The organism is Smaragdicoccus niigatensis DSM 44881 = NBRC 103563 (assembly GCF_000380645.1).
In the GTDB taxonomy this organism is placed as follows: Bacteria; Actinomycetota; Actinomycetes; order Mycobacteriales; family Mycobacteriaceae; genus Smaragdicoccus; species Smaragdicoccus niigatensis.
The window spans coordinates 162,806-180,769 of record NZ_AQXZ01000013.1 but is presented as its reverse complement, the minus strand read 5'-3'; the positions used below and the strand labels follow the sequence as shown (position 1 = coordinate 180,769).

20 protein-coding genes are annotated in these 17,964 nt (G+C 65.4%); 14 read left to right on the top strand and 6 right to left on the bottom strand.

The genetic code is table 11. From position 1 onward, the window contains the following. Positions 1-26: 26 nt before the first annotated feature. From folP to F600_RS0106360, 8 genes are all read left to right on the top strand, one after another. Positions 27-839, top strand: a complete 813-nt coding sequence (gene folP, locus F600_RS0106395) for a dihydropteroate synthase (protein ID WP_081628748.1) — start codon at positions 27-29, stop codon at positions 837-839. Positions 840-874: 35 nt separating this feature from the next. Beyond that, on the top strand, positions 875-1,777 hold the full coding sequence (locus F600_RS0106390) for a glucosyl-3-phosphoglycerate synthase (protein ID WP_018159764.1): 903 nt from the start codon (positions 875-877) through the stop codon (positions 1,775-1,777). 27 nt (positions 1,778-1,804) lie between these two features. Further along, positions 1,805-2,980 (top strand): low temperature requirement protein A, encoded by a 1,176-nt coding sequence (locus F600_RS0106385; protein WP_040630712.1) that lies wholly within the window; start codon positions 1,805-1,807, stop codon positions 2,978-2,980. Positions 2,981-2,984: 4 nt separating this feature from the next. Further along, on the top strand, positions 2,985-3,299 hold the full coding sequence (locus F600_RS0106380; RefSeq protein ID WP_018159762.1) for a DivIVA domain-containing protein: 315 nt from the start codon (positions 2,985-2,987) through the stop codon (positions 3,297-3,299). Next, complete coding sequence (locus F600_RS0106375; RefSeq protein ID WP_018159761.1) at positions 3,296-3,868, top strand: DNA-3-methyladenine glycosylase I; 573 nt, start codon at positions 3,296-3,298, stop codon at positions 3,866-3,868. Before F600_RS0106380 ends, F600_RS0106375 begins: the two co-directional genes overlap by 4 nt. A gap of 174 nt (positions 3,869-4,042) precedes the next feature. Then, positions 4,043-4,210 carry a DUF3117 domain-containing protein gene (locus F600_RS31080; protein WP_018159760.1) on the top strand — a complete coding sequence of 56 codons (168 nt, stop codon included), beginning with the start codon at positions 4,043-4,045 and terminating at the stop codon, positions 4,208-4,210. Between the two features lie 81 nt (positions 4,211-4,291). Further along, positions 4,292-5,110, top strand: coding sequence for a putative RNA methyltransferase (locus F600_RS0106365; protein ID WP_018159759.1), 819 nt, complete (start codon positions 4,292-4,294; stop codon positions 5,108-5,110). A 118-nt stretch (positions 5,111-5,228) separates the two neighbouring features. Next, complete coding sequence (locus F600_RS0106360) at positions 5,229-6,521, top strand: serine hydrolase domain-containing protein (protein ID WP_018159758.1); 1,293 nt, start codon at positions 5,229-5,231, stop codon at positions 6,519-6,521. Here the strand turns inward: F600_RS0106360 and glgA are convergent. Beyond that, positions 6,518-7,687: a glycogen synthase gene (glgA, locus tag F600_RS0106355; protein ID WP_026306230.1), complete on the bottom strand. Its 1,170-nt coding sequence runs from the start codon at positions 7,685-7,687 to the stop codon at positions 6,518-6,520. The genes F600_RS0106360 and glgA overlap by 4 nt on opposite strands. 69 nt (positions 7,688-7,756) lie before the next feature. Between glgA and glgC the strand changes: the two genes are divergently transcribed. Next, complete coding sequence (glgC, locus tag F600_RS0106350; protein WP_040630651.1) at positions 7,757-8,974, top strand: glucose-1-phosphate adenylyltransferase; 1,218 nt, start codon at positions 7,757-7,759, stop codon at positions 8,972-8,974. A 61-nt stretch (positions 8,975-9,035) separates the two neighbouring features. On the opposite strand, the gene F600_RS0106345 is transcribed toward glgC, so the two are convergent. Continuing rightward, on the bottom strand, positions 9,036-9,665 hold the full coding sequence (locus F600_RS0106345) for an O-methyltransferase (RefSeq protein WP_018159755.1): 630 nt from the start codon (positions 9,663-9,665) through the stop codon (positions 9,036-9,038). Positions 9,666-10,100: 435 nt separating this feature from the next. Between F600_RS0106345 and sigE the strand changes: the two genes are divergently transcribed. Genes sigE through tatB form a run of 4 tightly spaced genes read left to right on the top strand, consistent with a single transcriptional unit; the run spans position 10,101 to position 12,997 of the window. Next, positions 10,101-10,685 carry an RNA polymerase sigma factor SigE gene (gene sigE / locus F600_RS27180; protein ID WP_306303900.1) on the top strand — a complete coding sequence of 195 codons (585 nt, stop codon included), beginning with the start codon at positions 10,101-10,103 and terminating at the stop codon, positions 10,683-10,685. A gap of 43 nt (positions 10,686-10,728) precedes the next feature. Beyond that, a complete protein-coding gene (locus F600_RS27175) occupies positions 10,729-11,055 on the top strand; it encodes a hypothetical protein (protein WP_018159753.1) in 327 nt (108 codons plus the stop codon). Positions 11,056-11,066: 11 nt separating this feature from the next. Beyond that, positions 11,067-12,563 carry a trypsin-like peptidase domain-containing protein gene (locus F600_RS0106330; protein ID WP_018159752.1) on the top strand — a complete coding sequence of 499 codons (1,497 nt, stop codon included), beginning with the start codon at positions 11,067-11,069 and terminating at the stop codon, positions 12,561-12,563. 20 nt (positions 12,564-12,583) lie between these two features. Continuing rightward, positions 12,584-12,997 carry a Sec-independent protein translocase protein TatB gene (gene tatB, locus F600_RS0106325; RefSeq protein ID WP_018159751.1) on the top strand — a complete coding sequence of 138 codons (414 nt, stop codon included), beginning with the start codon at positions 12,584-12,586 and terminating at the stop codon, positions 12,995-12,997. Positions 12,998-13,006: 9 nt separating this feature from the next. Here tatB and F600_RS0106320 read toward each other — a convergent pair whose 3' ends face one another. The 4 genes from F600_RS0106320 to F600_RS0106305 all read right to left on the bottom strand — a co-directional run bounded on the left by F600_RS0106320 (position 13,007) and on the right by F600_RS0106305 (position 17,324). Further along, positions 13,007-14,149 (bottom strand): Mrp/NBP35 family ATP-binding protein, encoded by a 1,143-nt coding sequence (locus F600_RS0106320; RefSeq protein WP_018159750.1) that lies wholly within the window; start codon positions 14,147-14,149, stop codon positions 13,007-13,009. 73 nt (positions 14,150-14,222) lie between these two features. After that, positions 14,223-15,251 (bottom strand): lytic transglycosylase domain-containing protein, encoded by a 1,029-nt coding sequence (locus F600_RS32615; RefSeq protein WP_018159749.1) that lies wholly within the window; start codon positions 15,249-15,251, stop codon positions 14,223-14,225. A gap of 286 nt (positions 15,252-15,537) precedes the next feature. Continuing rightward, complete coding sequence (locus F600_RS0106310; protein ID WP_018159748.1) at positions 15,538-16,065, bottom strand: DUF1003 domain-containing protein; 528 nt, start codon at positions 16,063-16,065, stop codon at positions 15,538-15,540. Next, on the bottom strand, positions 16,065-17,324 hold the full coding sequence (locus F600_RS0106305) for a magnesium transporter MgtE N-terminal domain-containing protein (protein WP_018159747.1): 1,260 nt from the start codon (positions 17,322-17,324) through the stop codon (positions 16,065-16,067). Before F600_RS0106305 ends, F600_RS0106310 begins: the two co-directional genes overlap by 1 nt. A gap of 146 nt (positions 17,325-17,470) precedes the next feature. On the opposite strand from F600_RS0106305, the gene F600_RS0106300 reads away from it, so the two are divergent. Next, a complete protein-coding gene (locus tag F600_RS0106300; protein WP_026306229.1) occupies positions 17,471-17,959 on the top strand; it encodes a YflT domain-containing protein in 489 nt (162 codons plus the stop codon). The last annotated feature ends 5 nt before the right edge of the window (positions 17,960-17,964 follow it).

Genomic DNA, 17,964 nt, shown 5'->3' with positions numbered 1-17,964 from the left:
CCGTTCCGGTCGATCGGGCCCTGGTGATGGCAATCGTGAACCGCACCCCGGACTCGTTCTACGACCAGGGGGCGACGTTCAGCGACGAAGCGGCCTTGGCCCGTGTCGATCGGGCGGTCGCTGAGGGGGCGGACGTCATCGACATCGGCGGCGTCAAGGCCGGGCCGGGCGATGTCGTCGACGCGATCGAAGAAAACCGCCGGGTCGTGCCCTTCGTCGCGGCGATCCGCGATCGCTATCCGGACATCCTCATCAGCGTTGACACCTGGCGGAGCGACGTCGCGCGCGCGGCGATCGCCGAAGGCGCGGACCTCATCAACGACACCTGGGCAGGCGCCGACCCCGCACTCGTCGAAGTGGCCGCTGAGCTGCGGAAAGGGATCGTGTGCTCGCACACGGGTGGGGCGGTGCCCCGCACTCGGCCGCACCGGGTGCGCTACACCGACGTCGTTGCCGATGTCATTGCCGAGACCACGACGGCGGCGCAGCGGGCGGTCGAACTCGGCGTTCCACGAGATGCGATCCTCATCGATCCGACCCACGATTTCGGAAAGAACACCCATCACGGGCTCGAATTGCTCCGGCGCTGCGACGAGCTCGTCGCGACCGGTTGGCCGGTCCTCATGGCACTGAGCAACAAGGACTTCATCGGGGAGACCCTCGGCGTCGGCCTCACCGAACGCGTCGACGGAACGCTCGCGGCCACCGCTCTCGCGGCCGCCGCCGGGTGCCGGATGTTCCGCGTTCACGAGGTCGGGGAGACGCGGCGGGTGGTCGACATGGTCGCCGCTATCATGGGAATTCGACGGCCTGCCAGCACTGTTCGCGGTCTGGCCTGATCGATTCCCGGACCCGCGGGGAGGCCGGAGGTGACATGACAGCGCGCGACATCGCGACGTGGGATCGCCCACAGTGGAGCATCGACGAACTCGTGGCAGCCAAGCGCGGCCGGACGCTGTCGGTCGTGCTGCCCGCGTTGAACGAGGAGAAGACCGTCGGGACGGTCGTCAAGAGCATCCGGCCACTGCTGGGCCCACTCGTCGATGAGCTGATCGTGCTCGATTCCGGATGTACCGACCGCACCGCGAAGCGTGCGCGGAAAGCCGGCGCACGCGTCGTGACCCGCGAGGAAGCCGTTCCCGACCTGCCGCCGGTGCCCGGCAAGGGGGAGGTGCTGTGGCGTTCGCTCGCCGCGACAACCGGTGATCTCATTGCCTTCGTCGACTCCGACCTCATCAACCCCGACCCGGCTTTCGTACCCAATCTCGTGGGCCCCCTGCTGACAGTCGACGGCATCCATCTCGTCAAGGGCTACTACCAGCGACCGCTGAAACAGAACGGAAAGACCGAGCACCACGGCGGCGGCCGAGTCACGGAATTGGTCGCTCGTCCGATGCTCGCGGCGCTTCGACCGGAGCTGTGCGATGTCATCCAGCCGCTCGGTGGCGAATACGCGGGTTCGCGGGAACTGCTCGAATCGGTGCCGTTCGCGCCGGGCTACGGCGTCGAGATCGGGCTGCTGCTCGACACCTATACGAAGTTCGGCCTCGGCGCGATCGCGCAGGTCAACCTCGGGGTGCGCAGTCACCGCAACCGGTCGCTCGCCGATCTCGGCGTCATGAGCCGCCAGATCGTCGGAGCCATGTTGCGGCGCTGCGGAATTCCGGACTCGGGTGCGGCCCTCACGCAGTTCCCCCTCGTCGACGGGGTGTTTTCGCCCCGGCATACCGAGGTCTCGCTGTTGGACCGTCCGCCGATGCAAAGCGTCCACAGCTAGAGATCCGAATCGGCCAAGATAGTGGTCATGACTGAGCGTGCCGGCCTACTCCGCCGGATGACTGCCCGCGACCCGGACGAACAGCACCGCGCGTCCACTCCGCTCGAGTTGCTCTTCGACCTGACGCTGGTCGTCGCGGTGTCGCAGGTTGCGGCCGAGTTGCACCATGCGATCGCCGAGAACCATCTGCTGAGCGCGCTGCCGTACTTCTTCGTCGCGTTCTTCGCCATTTGGTGGGCGTGGATGAATTTCACCTGGTTCGCGAGCGCGTACGACACCGACGACGTCCTGTATCGGGTGCTGACGTTGCTGCAGATGGGTGGCGTCCTCGTACTCGCCGGCGGTGTCCCGGCCGCGTTCAACGGCAATTTGGGAGTGATCGTCCTCGGCTACGTGATCATGCGCGTGGCGATGATCGGGCAGTGGCTGCGAGCGGCGCGTCAGCATCCCGAAAGCCGCGCGACGACCATGCGTTATGCCATCGGAATCGTGGTGGTCCAGGCCGCGTGGGTGGGGATGTTGTTCATCCCGAAGCCGTTGTCGCTCATTGTGATTGTGATCCTGATTCTCACGGAACTGGCGGGACCGGTGTACGCGGAGGCTGCCGGAACCGGGACGACGTGGCATCCCGGCCACATCGCCGAACGCTATGGACTGTTCACGATCATCGTGCTCGGCGAGGTGTTGCTCAGCACTCTGTTGACGGTGCGCGAGGCGATCGAAGGGGAAACGGTTCGCGGTGAGTTGATCGCGATCGGTGGCGGGGCCCTGGTCATCGTTTTTGCCCTGTGGTGGTTCTACTTTCTGGGGGACGAGCCCGAACTGAAGGACCTCAGGACGGCGGTTGCGTGGGGTTACGGGCACTATTTCTTGTTCGGTTCAGTCGCCGCGCTCGGTGCCGGAGTCGGAGCTGCGGTCGACATCGTCACGCATCACGGGCACGCGTCCGAACTGCTCGCGAGCATGACGATTGCCGTGTCCGCCTGCGTGTTCATGGTCGTTCTCGCGGTGCTCCATGCCGTCTCGGGCTGGGAGCCGACCGGCTTCACGCCGCTGGTCATCGCCGCGGCCGTGGTGGTGCTCGCCGCCGGCTCAACGGCCGCCTGGATCGGACTCGGTGGTAGCGTGCTCGCGATCGCTGCCGTGCTTGCCATTACGTTGGGTGTCAAACTGTTCGCGATGCATCGAGTAGTGGAGGCTTGACCACGTGCTGACAGCGCTGTTCTATGTCATCGTCATCGCCTGTGTCGGGACTGGGTTGTTCTTCCTCGCGAGCGCCGTTTTCGGCCGCGGCGAGGAGTTGCCCGCCTTACCCCCGGGCACGACGCTGACGCAACTTCCGGTCGACGAGGTCACCGGAGCCGACATTCGGGCGCTGCGCTTCCAGCAGGCCGTGCGTGGCTACAAGCAGAGCGAGGTCGACTGGGCGCTCGAGATCCTCGCCGACGAGATCGACCTCCTGCGAGAACAGCTGCGAGAGGCGACGGAAGCCGCGGCCGGAAGCGACGCGGAATCCCGATGAGCGAGCCGCAGCCCGGACCCGACGGCCGCCTGCGCTGTCCGTGGTCGCTGGGTGCGCCGGAGTACATCGAGTATCACGACACCGAATGGGGTCAGCCCCTGCACGGCGTCGACGCGATGTTCGAGCGCCTGTGTCTGGAGGCGTTCCAGTCCGGGCTGTCGTGGATCACGATCCTCCGCAAACGCGAGGCATTCCGGAAGGCGTTCGCCGGCTTTGAGATCGCGACGGTCGCGGCGTTCACCGATGCGGACGTTGCGCGTCTGCTCACCGACGCCGGGATCGTGCGCAACCGCGCGAAGATCGAGGCGTGTCTGCACAACGCTCGAGTGGTCGCTGCGTTGGACGAACCGCTCGACGAACTCGTGTGGCGCTTCGCGCCGGTGTCCCGCGCGCGGCCGCACGTCACCTCGGTGGTGCCCGCGGTGACCCCCGAGTCGACGGCGATGGCGAAGGAACTGAAGCGTCGGGGTTTCAAATTCATCGGTCCTACCACGGCTTATGCATTGATGCAGGCCACCGGGATGGTTGATGATCACCTGCAGGAATGCTGGGTTCCGGCGCGGAGCTAACCGGGAAGAATAACCCAAACGCAAGGTGGTTGCGCGCCCCATTCGCGGATAGGGAACAATGGTTGAGGTAGCCGGTGTTTTCGCCGCCGCGTCGCAGCGTTGGGACGTGAATCGGTGCGATCGCAGGTGAAGAGCATACGTGCGCGCGATGCGTGGATTTGGAGGGAGCAGCCGATGGCCGCCATGAAGCCCCGCACGGGGGACGGTCCTCTCGAGGCAACCAAGGAAGGGCGAGGAATCGTCATGCGTGTACCGCTCGAAGGTGGTGGGCGCCTGGTTGTCGAGCTCACGCCGGACGAAGCGGCCGCACTTGGCAAGGAACTGACGGCTGTCACCAGCTAATAGCCATCACGGTCTTGTTGGGACCGGCCACTGGCCCCGTTGCATTCTCCGCAACGGGGCTTTTTGGATGGTTCTGGAGCGATGAGCCTCGACCTCGTCGTTGATCGCCTGAGGTGCCCGGTATGCGCTGGGGCGCTGGCCGTCGAAAGCGCCGCGGTGCGCTGCGCGTCGGGGCACAGCTTCGACATCGCGCGCGACGGTTACGTGACACTGCTTGGCGGTGGCGGCACGAAGGTCTTCGGTGATACTCCGGCGATGCTTGCCGCCCGCGCGGACTTCCTCGCCGCGGGCCATTATCAGCCGATTGCGGACGCCGTGTCGCACGCAATGTCGGACGCGACGAGCATCCTCGAAATCGGCGCGGGGACCGGCTACTACCTAGGACAAGCCCTCGATGCTCAGCCCTCGGCGGTCGGGCTCGGATTTGACGTCTCGAAGGCGTCGGCTCGCCGCATCGCTCGTGCACATACCCGCGCTGCTGCGGTGGTCGCCGATGCGTGGCGCGACTGGCCGTTTGCGGACGACGCCTTCTCGCACGTGATGTCGGTGTTCGCGCCGCGGAATGCGGCGGAGATCGCGCGCGTGCTCGCTTCTGGCGGTGCCTATGTCGTGGTGACGCCGCAGTCCGACCATCTCGTCGAGTTGCTCGATCGAGTCCGCGTTGACCAGGACAAGGCGCAGCGTCTCGCGCAGACGCTGGAGGGGCGGTTCGTGTTGGAATCCGCCGAGGATGTGCGATTCGTTGCGGAGATGACCGCCGCCGAGGCCGGGCAAGCCGTGGCGATGGGACCGAGCGGGCATCATCTCGACGTTTCGGCCCTCCGTGCTCTCGTGTCGAGCCTGCCCGAGATGATGCACGTGACCGTAGCGGTCAACGTCGGAACCTATCGGGCTGTCTGACGTCGTCCGGCACCGCGCACGGCCCCGAACGCGCGTGGCAGCGCGAGCAGAACCGTTTTGTCCCGTACTTTCACATTTTGTGAAGGTCACGCGAAATGCGACATTGATCCGTTTCTCAATGGCTTTCGCCCTCGCGGCAGCCGTATTGTCGCCGGTCGAGTGGTTCAGCAGCCATTTACCGGAAGCCGCCGCCGATCCCGCATCGGAGTGTCGGGCCGGAAATGCCGCGGGCGCGAAGATTCTGTCGACGGTAGAACCCGAGGTCATGAAGTATCTCGGGGTACACGACGGCTTCACTCCGAAGGAGAAAAGTTCGGGTATTTCGATCGCCATCGTGACGCCGACTCCCGGCATTCCGGTGAAGCCCGACATCGCGATCGTCAATTGCGGCGTCACCACGCTGGGCGGCGGCGACCAGATCACGTCGACCACCCCATTCGAAATCGGGTCCGAGACGAAATTGTTCACGGCTACCGCGCTCGCTCAGCTGGCGAGGCGCCGGACGGTGAGCCTCGACGACAAACTTCAGCAGTATCTGCCCAGCGGCATCACGGCCCCCACGAAAAAGTGCAGCGGCACGGCGTCGGCGGATATCACGTTGGGCGAGCTCGCCGAGCACAACGCCGGCCTGATCGACGATCCCAAGAATGTGACGTGGGGTAAGGACCACCCACAAGGTCATGCCAACTACACGCGAGACGACCTCTGGAATTCATTCACGCAGGGGCTTGCCCAGCCCTGCGACGCGTTGGAGCACACGCCAGGCACGGCGTGGAGTTACTCGAACTGGGGGTTTGCGCTCCTCGGCACGGTCCTCGCCGACAAGTACACCCGGACGACGACGGGAACGCCCAATTACCCGAAGCTGATCAAGGATCTGGTCACGGGTCCCTTGGGGATGTCGCAAACCGTCATCGGCGGAACGTCACCCGCAGCCGGAATGGCGCTGCCGAGCTGCCCGAAAGACTTTGGTCCGCCTTGTCTGTGGGCCAACAACAATGCGTTTGCCGGCGCCGGAGGGGTGCTGTCCAATATCAACGATATGGCGAAGTTCGTGTCCGCCAGCCTGGGATTTCAGCGCAACATCTCTATCTGGCCCGCGCTGTTGCAGACGCAGCAGGGTGTCGCGATCGGCCAGGACTGCCCGAAATGCCAGGGCCTGGCCTGGCAGATCACGCCGCCGACCAATCCACATGCGCTGAGTCCGTTGACCGTTTTGGACAAGGATGGCGGTACGTGGGGGTCGCATTCGCACACCTTCATCATTCCGAAGGCGTGCTGGGGCATCACGCTTCTGTCGAACTCGGACCAGCCATTCACCGTCGGACCGGACGGTATCGGGGGAGCGCTGATCAAGGCGCTCGCGCCGAGGACTACCGCGAATTGCGCGGCCGGAATCGGGAAGCGTTAAGAGCCACTGGCGGCGATGACGTCCGAATAGATCTTCATCGTCTCCGCCGCGACCTCGGTCCACGCGAACTTCTCCGCCACCCGTCGCCGGCCGCTGTCGCCCATCAACTTCGAGAGTTCCGGACTTCCACAAAGGCGGTTGACCGCGATCGCGAGGTGGTTTTCGTAGGTCTCCGCGTCCTCGGCGTCGTAGTGGACGAGGAGTCCGGTGTCGCCGTGCTCGACGACCTCGGGGATGCCGCCGACGTCCGACGCGATGACCGCGGTGTTGCAGGCCATCGCCTCGAGGTTGACGATGCCGAGCGGCTCGTACACCGACGGGCACACGAAAGCCGTTGCTGCCGAGAGGATTCGCCGGATCTCGTCGGCTGGCAGGATCTGCTGGATCCAGAAGACACCCGGGCGTGAGGCGGACAGTGCGGAATAGCTGCCTTCGATCTCAGCCGCGATTTCCGGGGTGTCGGGCGCGCCGGCACAGAGGACGAGCTGGATACCAGGGTCAAACCAACGAGCCGCCGAGATGAGATGCGCGAGCCCCTTCTGCCGCGTGATCCGTCCGACGAAGACCACGATCGGGGCCGTTGGATCGACGCCGAGGTTCTTCAGCGTTTCGCTCGGTTCCGCGGTGTACTTCCAGAGCGCCGTGTCGATGCCGTTGCGCACCACGTGAACCCGATCCGGATCGATGTCCGGGTAGGCGTCGAGGACGTCATTGCGCATGCCGCTGCTGACCGCGATGACGGCGTCGGCGTGGGCCATCGCGTTGTGTTCGGACCAACTGGACAGCCGGTAGCCTCCGCCGAGCTGCTCGGCCTTCCACGGCCGCCGCGGCTCGAGCGAATGAGCCGTGACGACGTGCGGGATTCCGTACAGATTCTTGGCGAGGTGACCGGCGAATCCGGCGTACCACGTGTGGGAGTGCGCGACTTCCGCGGTGCCGATCGCCGCGGCCATCCGGACTTGCGCCGACATCATCTGCAACGCAGGGTTCGCGGCGAGCAACTCGGCGTCCGGTGTATGCGAAACGGCTCCGGCTCGCGGTTCACCGATGCAATGCACGTCGACGTCGCACAGCGGGTGGAGATGGCGAACCAGTTCGGCGACATGCACTCCGGCGCCGCCATAGATGTGTGGCGGATACTCTCTCGTCAACATCGCTACTCGCACAATCCCAAACGTAGCCGCGAGAGACTGGTACAGCTAGCGGACCGCATGATCGACGGATAGGTTTGCGGTATGAGGAGCCAGCCGAATGTGCTCGCAATCGTCCTTGCTGGAGGTGAGGGCAAACGCCTTTTCCCCCTCACCGCTGACCGTGCCAAGCCCGCCGTCCCCTTCGGGGGTGCCTACCGTCTCATCGACTTCGTGCTGAGCAACCTCGTCAACGCGGGCTACCTCCGGATTTGTGTCCTCACGCAGTACAAGTCGCACTCGCTCGACCGACACATCTCGCAGGCGTGGCGGCTGTCCGGACTGGCAGGGGACTACATCACGTCCGTGCCTGCGCAGCAGCGTCTCGGACCGCGTTGGTACACCGGCAGTGCGGACGCGATTCTCCAGTCGCTCAACCTGATTCACGATGAAGACCCGGAGTACATCATGGTCTTCGGCGCGGACAACGTGTACCGGATGGACCCCGAGCAGATGGTTCGCCAACACATCGAAATGGGTGTGGGAGCGACGGTCGCCGGCATCCGCGTGCCGAAGTCGGAGGCGACCGCTTTCGGGTGCATCGACAGCGACGAAAGCGGGATGATCACTCGCTTCCTCGAGAAGCCCTCCGATCCGCCGACGATCCCGGGTGACCCGAATACGACCTACGCATCGATGGGGAACTATCTCTTCACGACTAAAGTTCTCGTCGATGCGCTCATGGCGGACTCGGAGGACCCGGACTCGGACCACGACATGGGCGGCAACATCATTCCGCGCCTCGTCGCTGAGGGTAAGACCGCCGTCTACGACTTCAACTCGAACAACGTGCCCGGGGCGACCGAGCAGGAGCGCGGATACTGGCGCGATGTCGGAACCATCGACGCCTTCTACGAAGCGCACATGGACTTGGTGTCGATCACCCCGCAGTTCAACCTCTACAACCGCAAGTGGCCGATCCGCGGTGCGGTCGACACCAATCCGCCGGCCAAGTTCGTTCGCGGCGGTGTCGCGATGGAATCGGTGGTCGGTGCGGGCTGCATCATCTCGGCCGCGACGGTTCGCAACTCGGTGCTGGCCACTGATGTGATCGTGGAAGACGGAGCGATCGTCGATGCCAGCGTCCTGATGCCGGGTGTGCGCGTCGGCCGCGGTGCGGTGATTCGCAAGGCGATCCTCGACAAGAACGTCCAGGTCGGCGAGGGGGAGCAGGTCGGAGTCGACCTTTCCCGCGACCGTCAGCGTGGTTATGCGATCAGTGCCCAGGGCGTCGTGAGCGTCGGTAAGGGTGTTTGGATCTAGGGACGCCATAAACGCAGGAAAGCCCGCGCCAGGCGCGGGCTTTCCTGCTGTTTGTGGTTGATCAGCGACGAACAGCAGCCATGAGGCCGACCCCGACCGGAATGAAAGCCGACGTCAGGCGCTCGTCCTCGGCGATGGCGGTGGCTGCGGTGCGGACGGCGACCGTGTCGGGGTCGCGCTGTGCAGCATCGCCAAGTCCGCCCGGGAGGGCGTTGTGCAGCAGCATTGCGCCGCCGGGGCGGAGCAGACGGACCGCCTGCTCGACGTAGGTGGGGTAGTCGACCGGGTCGGTGTCGACGAACACGAGGTCGTAGTTGCCGTCCTGGAGGCGCGGCAGAACGTCGAGTGCGCGACCGTTGATCAGTCGGGTGCGCGACGGGGCGACACCGCCGGCGCGGAAGGCTTCGCGGGCCGCGCGCTGGTGCTCGGGCTCGGCGTCGATCGAGGTCAGGATGCCCTCGGGGCGCATGCCATCGATGAGCCACAGGCCGCTGACGCCGGCGCCCGTGCCGACCTCGACGACATTCTTCGCGCCGGTGATCTGCGCGAACAGGCTCAGGAGTGCGCCAACGGAGGGAGCGACGGGCGCAGCGCCCAGGTCGACTGCACGCTCGCGTGCGGCGACGAGAACGTCGTCTTCGACGACCGATTCTTCAACGTAGGAAAGCGTCTGATTCGCGATAGCAACCACGAGTGTGAGGTTACCGAGATGTGATCTGAATCCCGGGGATGCGCGGCCGTGTGCTGGGCGTGTTGTTTACGGCGACGCCTCACGGTGAACTAGCGCATCGCTGATCACACCGGTCACGCGTAGTGGGCGACATCCGGGGATATCTCGGGGATTCCCCTGATTGTGAGGTGCGTCCGTGAGCAGCACGATGAATACGCAGGTCGGAGACGGGGAATGGTTCTCGGTAGATGCCGGGGAATGGTTCTCAGTAAGTGCACAGCCTGCTCACACCGACACCCAAGAGCTGTGCGGAACAGTAGTTGTTGATCACCAGTGGAATACATCCGGCAAACCGGATGTTGCACGCGATGCGTGGTCCAACCCACGCGAGGAGGTTCTGCCATCTACACCCTCGATGAGTCGCGCGAACTCCTCCCACCCTCGGGCTGGGAAGAGCTGCCGAGTGTTGCCCCTTCGACGCAACAGTTCGACGCGACGGGTGACTCCGCCGACATGCCGACGTGGGACGAACTCGTCCGCGAGCATGCCGACCGTGTGTACCGGCTGGCCTACCGTTTGTCCGGTAATCCGTACGACGCCGAGGACCTGACGCAGGAGACTTTCATCCGCGTCTTCCGCTCGATCAAGAGCTATCAGCCCGGCACGTTCGAAGGCTGGCTCCACCGCATCACCACGAACTTGTTCCTCGACATGGTGCGCCGCCGCGGACGCATTCACATGGAGGCGCTGCCCGAGGACGCCGAGCGCGTACCCGGCTTGCGCCCCAGCCCCGAGCAGGAATACGCAGACTCGCGACTCGACCCGGATCTGCAAGCTGCCCTTGATTCACTGGCCCCGGAGTACCGCGCTGCGGTCGTTTTGTGTGACATCGAAGGTCTGTCATATGAAGAGATCGGTGCCACACTGGGGGTGAAGCTAGGCACGGTACGGAGCCGGATCCATCGCGGACGTCAGGCAATCCGCGACTACCTTGCAGCACACGAGTTGATCGGACCGAGGGGACCGATTCGTGTCGGGTAGTCCGTCTTCGTACACACCGGAACGTGGCGTACGGGGGTATCGGATGAACGATCTCAGGGGCGGTCAGGAGCCCCGCCGTTTTCGTCCCACTGAGCACCTCGCCCTGGAGGCGGTGGCTGCTTATTCCGATGGCGAACTCGGTCTGCGCGCGCATATGCGTGCCGCCCACCATATTTCGCAATGCCCAGAGTGTGCGGCCGAGGTCGCCAAGCAGGAGCAGGCGCGGGAGCGACTCCGCGACTCGGGCGAGATTGCGATTCCGCGTCACCTCCTCGGCATGCTGGGCCGAATCCCGGACGGTTGCAACCCGATGTCGCTGGGGGACACCTCAGGTGACGGCAAGCGCCGCCCCTGGCCGTGGCGCAAGTAGAGTCGTAAGACGTGACGTCTGACCAGCCCTGGGCGAACTCGTCCGAAGGTGACCCGGCGCGTTCCAAGGGGCTGCGCCCATCGGGCGCGCCGGTGTTGGCGCCGCGGCCCGTCTACCGTCCGGCGGTCGACCATGCGACCGCCGGAGCGTTCGCGCGGCCACGTGACCTCGTAGGTTCGTTTGCGCCGGGCGGTCGTCGGGCCGAAACCGGGCCCATCGCGTCGGCGGCTCCCGATGCTGTTCTCGCAGAGGCATTCTCGCGTCCCGACGAAGCGACCGGCAGTCTGCAGCGTCCGGACGACGACCTCGACGCGACTCCCGAGCCCGCTCCCGAAGATCCGTGGCGCGATCCCGAAACCGGCGCTCGTCTCGGCGTACCCGCATTGCCGTCGGAGCCCGAAACCGTCAAGACCGTAGCCCCCAAGCTGTCCGCACGTGAAGTGCTGTTCGGCGGGCGAGTGTCCCCGCGAGCGCTCGCAGTGCTGGCCGCTATTGCGCTGGTCATCGGCGTTGTCGGCGGTCTGGCCGGCAGCCTCACCGGTGACATCGGCCGCGATCTGACCAGCCGCACTGTCTCGTTGTCGCAGGAGGGGAGTGGCAACGCGCCACGGACTCCGGTCGCCGCGGTCGCAGACGCGATTCAGCCGGCCGTCGTCACTATCCAGGTGAGTCTCGGTGACCAGGCCGCCACCGGGTCGGGCGTCGTGATCGACGGTGCCGGATACATCGTCACCAACAACCACGTGATCTCGGCCGCCGCAACGGACGACAAGGCGAAGCTGACGGTTCTGTTCTCGGACGGTCAGAAGGTTCCCGGTCGTATCGTCGGTCGCGATGTGAAGACCGACCTGGCGGTCGTGAAGGTCGACGTCAAGAACCTTGTCGTCGCCAAGCTCGGCAAGTCCGGCGACGTGCACGTCGGCGATGAAGTCGTCGCCGTCGGTTCTCCGCTCGGCCTCACGAAGACGGTCACCACCGGTATCGTCAGCGCCCTGCATCGCCCGGTCGCGTTGAGTGGTGAAGGCTCCGACACCGATGCCGTCATCGATGCCGTACAGACCGACGCGTCGATCAACCCGGGTAACTCGGGTGGTCCGCTCGTCGACATGGACGCGCGCGTGATCGGCATCAACAGTGCGATTCGCAGCGGCAGCGGAGGCTCGGTCGGTCTCGGCTTCGCGATTCCCGTCGATACCGTCAGTGCGGTTGCCCAGGCGCTCATCCGCGACGGCGTGATGCACCATCCGTCGCTCGGCGTGACCTCGACGACTGTAGTCAACGAGAACACGAGCGGCGCCCGGGTCGCCAACGTCGCGGCCGGCAGTGCTGCGCAGAAGGCGGGCATCGTCGAGGGCGACACGATCGTCAAGGTCGGCGACCGTGCCGTCACCAGTGCGGACGAACTCGTCGTCGCGGTCCAGATGCAAAAGATTGGCTCCGAGGTTCCTGTGCAATTGATCCGGAACGGTCGACTCGTCGATATTTCTGTCACGCTTGAGTCGGACTAACGGATTAGGCAGGTTCTCTGATGTTCAGCAACATCGGCTGGAGCGAGATGTTCGTTCTCGTCGTTGCCGCGCTGGTGATCCTCGGACCCGAACGATTGCCCGGTGCGATTCGATGGGTGAGCGGCACCATGCGCAAGGTCAAGGACTACGCGTCGGGTGCATCGACGCAGCTCAAGCAGGAATTCGGCTCCGACTTCGAGGAATTTCGCAAGCCCATTCAGCAGCTGAATGAACTGCGCGGCATGTCCCCGCGTGCGATGGTGACCAAGCACCTGCTCGACGGGGACGACAGCGTCATCCGCGACTTCGAAGACACGGCGCGATCGGTGAAGGAACCGCTCAAGCCGTCCTCAGCGATGTACGAGCCGAAGACGGAGAACCCGACGCCACCGGCACCGGGATCGACTCCGTCGTTCGATCCCGACGCTACCTAGGGACGCTACTTAGAGCAGGTTCTTGCGCTTCGTGGTGTCGATGTTGAGCGACATCCCCACGAGCCCGCGCTGGCGTACGGCCAGCTTGCCCGAGATCTCCACGAGCGCCTTCGCGACCGGGGAGTCCGGCTGGCTGAGCACGATCGGGACACCCTCGTCGCCAGCGTTGACGACCGCCGGGTCCATCGGGATCTGACCGAGCAGCGGAACCTCGGCGCCGATGATGCGGGTCAGGCTCTCGGCGACGCGAGCGCCACCGCCGGAGCCGAAGACCTCCATCCGCTCTCCGTTGGGGAGTTCGAGCCACGACATGTTCTCGACCACGCCGACCACACGCTGACGCGTCTGCACGGCGATGGCGCCGGCCCGCTCAGCGACCTCGGCGGCAGCATCCTGCGGCGTCGTGACGACGAGGATCTCGGCCGACGGGACGAGCTGGGCGATCGAGATCGCGATGTCACCGGTGCCCGGCGGGAGGTCCATGAGGAGAACGTCGAGGTCGCCCCAGAAGACGTCGGCGAGGAACTGCTGCAAGGCGCGGTGAAGCATCGGGCCACGCCAGACGACCGGCACGTTCCCCGAGGTGAACTGCGCGACCGAGATGACCTTCACGTCGTGCGCGATCGGCGGCATGATCATCTTCTCGACCTGCGTGGGACGAGCGTTGGTACCGAGCATGCGCGGCACCGAGTGGCCGTAGATGTCGGCGTCGAGCAGACCGACGGACAATCCACGAGCGGCCATGGCGGCGGCCAGGTTGACCGTGACGCTTGACTTTCCGACGCCACCCTTGCCGGAGGCGACCGCGTAGACGCGCGTCATCGAGCCGGGTTGTGCGAACGGGATGACCGGGTCGGCCGAGTCGCCGCGCAGGCTCCGGCGCAGTTCGGTGCGCTGCTCGTCGTTCATGACGTCGAGCTCGACGGTGACCGTCTCGGCGCCGGGAACCTCGGAGACGAACTTCTCCACGCGCTTGGAGATCTCGTCGCGCAGCGGGCAGGCAGACGTCGTCAGGTAAACGACGACGTGCACCGCACTGCCGTTGATGTCGACGGACTTGACCATGCCCAGATCAGTGATCGGCTTCCGGATCTCCGGGTCGATGACCTTGGCGAGCGCGGCGCGAACGTCGACTTCCTCGAGGATTGGCATTCCATGAGTCTACGGAACGGTTGGTGACGCCAAAAAACGCCGCCCCCTCGTGGGGAGCGGCGCTTGGGTCCAGCTACTTCTTCGCTGGCGCGACCGGTGGTGGCGGTGCGGCCGGTGCGGGTGCTGCTGGCTTGGGGCCCCACCACGCCGGTGGCGGCGGAGCACTGACACCCGGGGGCGGGCACAGGAGGCTGCCGGTGCACGCTGCGGTCGTCGTTGTGGTCGCCGCGGTCGTCGTGGTTTCCGATGCCGACATCTCATCGAGCGTCTTCGGGTCGATGAGTCCGGCGAGGTCGACTGCCGACGGAACCGCGCCCGTGCGGTAGGCGTTCGACCAGCGTCGAACGTCGTTGGCGTACTTCACCGAGTTGTTGTAGCGGAGGATGGCGCGCAGTTCCTGGTTCGGGTCGCTAAGGTCCATGCCGCCACTGCACAGGTACTTGCCCGCGGCGAGCGAAGCGTCGAAGACGTTGTTCGGGTCCGCTACTCCGTCCCCGTTTCCGTCGGACTGGTAGGTCTTCCAGGTCGACGGCAGGAACTGCATCGGGCCGATGGCCTTCGTATACGTGACCTTGCCCTTGGCATCCTTGGACGCAATGACCTCGTTGCCGGGCAGCGTGCCGTCGAGAGCGGGGCCGTTGATCTGGCCGATCGTCGTACCGGCGGGGTCGGTCTGGCCGCCGTTGGCGTGGTTGGACTCGACCTTGCCGATGCCGGCGAGAAGGTTCCACGGCAGGTGGCAGCCCGGGTCTGACGACGCCAAAGCGAGTTCGGCGTTGCGGTAAGCAGCGAGAACGATCTGCGGAATTCCGAGTCCGGCGACACCGCCCATGCCGGGCAGCGGGAGTGCGCCGGCGAATGCGTCGCCGCTCTCGCCGAAGGCATGTGGTGCGCGGACCGCGACAGCTGCGGGTGGAACGATGCCGACGGTCGCGTTTTCGGCCGCGGCCTCGGTGCTCGCCATGGACTGGTCTGCGGCGAGCAGTTGCGCATCCGGGGCGGCCGGCGGCGTCTGCGCGGTCTGCGTGAATGCGGACGACCCCGCACTCAACAAACCGGCGAGGACGATCGCGGAGACCGTCTTTGGTGCTCTCAACTGCATTTGACCAACTCCCGTGAGGGTCTCTCGGGGTGCCTGGACGGCCCGTTTGGAACCTCATTCGATTCAGGCGCGTCGCGGCCCCACTTCAGTCACCCTGGAAACGCGGATCACTGGATTAACGGTGGAACGCACATGCAACTTGCGAAACAAGATTACCGATTTGATCTACGTACGGCCACGTTTCGAGAAAATCAGGTCTCGACTTTGTATCGTGCAGGCCTTTTGCCTTGACGGCGCCTGACGTGGTAGCGCATAGGGGCTGAAATCCCTGCTGCGGCAGTCGAACTCAGTCGATGTGGGGCTTTTCGGCCTTGCGCTTCTTCTTCGGCGCAGGTTCGCCCGCGGCCAGCTTCTCGATCATGTCGCGCAGTTCGTCGAGTTCGCGGCGCAGGTAATCACGGGTCGCGACCTCACCGATCGCCAGGCGCATCGCGGCCAGCTCGCGGGCGAGGAACTCGGTGTCCGCCTTCGTCTGGGCCGAACGAACGCGGTCTTCCTCGAGGGCGACGCGGTCGCGGTTCTCCTGGCGGTTCTGGGCCAGCAGGATGAGCGGTGCGGCGTACGCGGCCTGGGTCGAGAACGCGAGGTTCAACAGGATGAACGGATACGGGTCCCACCGGAGCTTGACCGCGAACACGTTGAGGATGATCCAAACGACCACGAAAACGGTCTGAATCACCAGGTAGCGGCCGGTGCCGAGGAACCTGGCGAATTGCTCGCTGTTTCGCCCCACCGCCTCGACGTCCCACTGCCACCGGAAGCGACGGATACCGAGCGGAAGGTCCAGACGCTGACGGAGGTTCTTCTCACTCATCAGACGTCCTCGTGCTCACGCCAGTCGTCCGGCAGGAGGTGGTCGAGAACGTCGTCGACGGTCACGGCGCCGAGGAGGTGCTCCTCGTCGTCGACGACCGGCCCACACACGAGGTTGTAGGTCGCGAAGTAGCGGGTCACGGCCTGTAGCGAGTCGCCGGGGTGGAGGCGGGGCAGGTCTTTGTCGATGACGGCGCCGACGAGGCTGGCCGGCGGCTCGCGCAGGAGGGCCTGAATGTGCACGCAGCCGAGGTAGCGGCCGGTCGGCGTCGCAGTCGGCGGACGGACGACGAAGACCATGCTGGCGAGCGCCGGGCTGAGGTCCGGGTTACGGACGCGCGCAAGCGCCTCGGCAACGGTCGTGGCCGGGGCCAGCACCACCGGTTCTGGCGTCATCAGACCACCGGCGGTGTTCGGGGAGTGGGCGAGCAGTCGACGGACCGGCGCCGAATCCTCGGGGTCCATGAGTTGCAGGAGTGACTCCGCCTCGGTGGCGGGGAGTTCGCTCAGAAGGTCGGCGGCGTCGTCGGGGTCCATGGCTTCGAGGACGTCGGCAGCGCGTTCGACCTCGAGCTGGCCGAGGAGTTCGACCTGGTCCGTCTCGGGCAGCTCCTGCACGACATCGGCGAGGCGTTCGTCGTCGAGGGCGATCGCGACTTCGAGGCGGCGCTTCTCGGGCAACTCGCGCAGCGCATTGGCGACGTCCGCGGCGCGCAGGCCTTCAAATTGCGCGAGCAACACCGAAACGCCCTGGCCCGGCAGCGCCAGATCACCCGGCGTGAGCCCGTGGACCTGGCCCCACGGCACGACCTGAACCGCGGAACGGCGAGCGAGGCGTCCGCGTGCGGCACGCACGGCGACCTTCGTCACCGCCCAGTCGCGGCCGCGGCCCTGCTCGAGTCCGAGGTCGAAAACCACACACTCGGAATCGGCGAGTTCGGGTGTGTCGACCCGCACCTTCGATTCGAGAAGCTGTGCGAGGGCAAGGACTTCACTCGGTCGTTGCGCGAAACGGCGGAGGCTGACGTTCGCGGTGAGCAGGGTGACCGAGCTCGGTTCGATAGCCGTCACGCGGAGCATCGGGACGAAGATTCGCTTATGTGTGAGCAACTCGACAACGAGGCCGAGAACGCGCGGAATCTGGCGGTTGATCCGGAGGCCGATGACCACGTCGCGGACGCGTCCAATGGATTCACCGTCGGGACCCAGAACGACCATTCCGGCCAGCCGAGCTGCGAAAACCTTGCTCACAGCGACCACTCGCGCTCACCTCCCGGCCGGAACTCCACTTCTTCTGACAGAACTGCTCCGCCGGTGATCGTACGCATTGGCACTGACATGCCAGAGCGCTATGGGGAACCTCGGATCCCGGCCAGGAGACAGTGTGCCCAGGCAGAATGGGTGCCATGACGAACTCAATGGGGCAACCGAACCGCATAGGCGGAAACCTGCCGACGCCCCCGAGTGGGTGGCCGATCGGCTCCTACCCAACCTACGCCGAAGCGCAGCGGGCCGTCGACTATCTTTCCGACGAGCGCTTCCCCGTCCAGGACGTGACGATCGTGGGCGTCGACCTCATGCAGGTCGAACGCGTGCTCGGTCGCCTCACCTGGGGCAAGGTCCTCGCGGGCGGAATCGCCTCCGGTGCGTGGCTCGGTCTGTTCATCGGACTGCTGCTCGGCATGTTCACGAACAACCTCGTGGGCCCGGTCATCGCGGCCGTGATCGGCGGCATCGTGTTCGGGCTGATCAGCGCGAGCATCCCGTATGCCGCGACCCGCGGCCAACGTGATTTCGCGTCGACGATGCAGCTCGTCGCCGGCCGCTACGACGTGATCTGTGATCCGAAGTCGGCAGAGCAGGCGCGAGACCTTCTCGCGAAGCTGGCAATCTAAGGGGT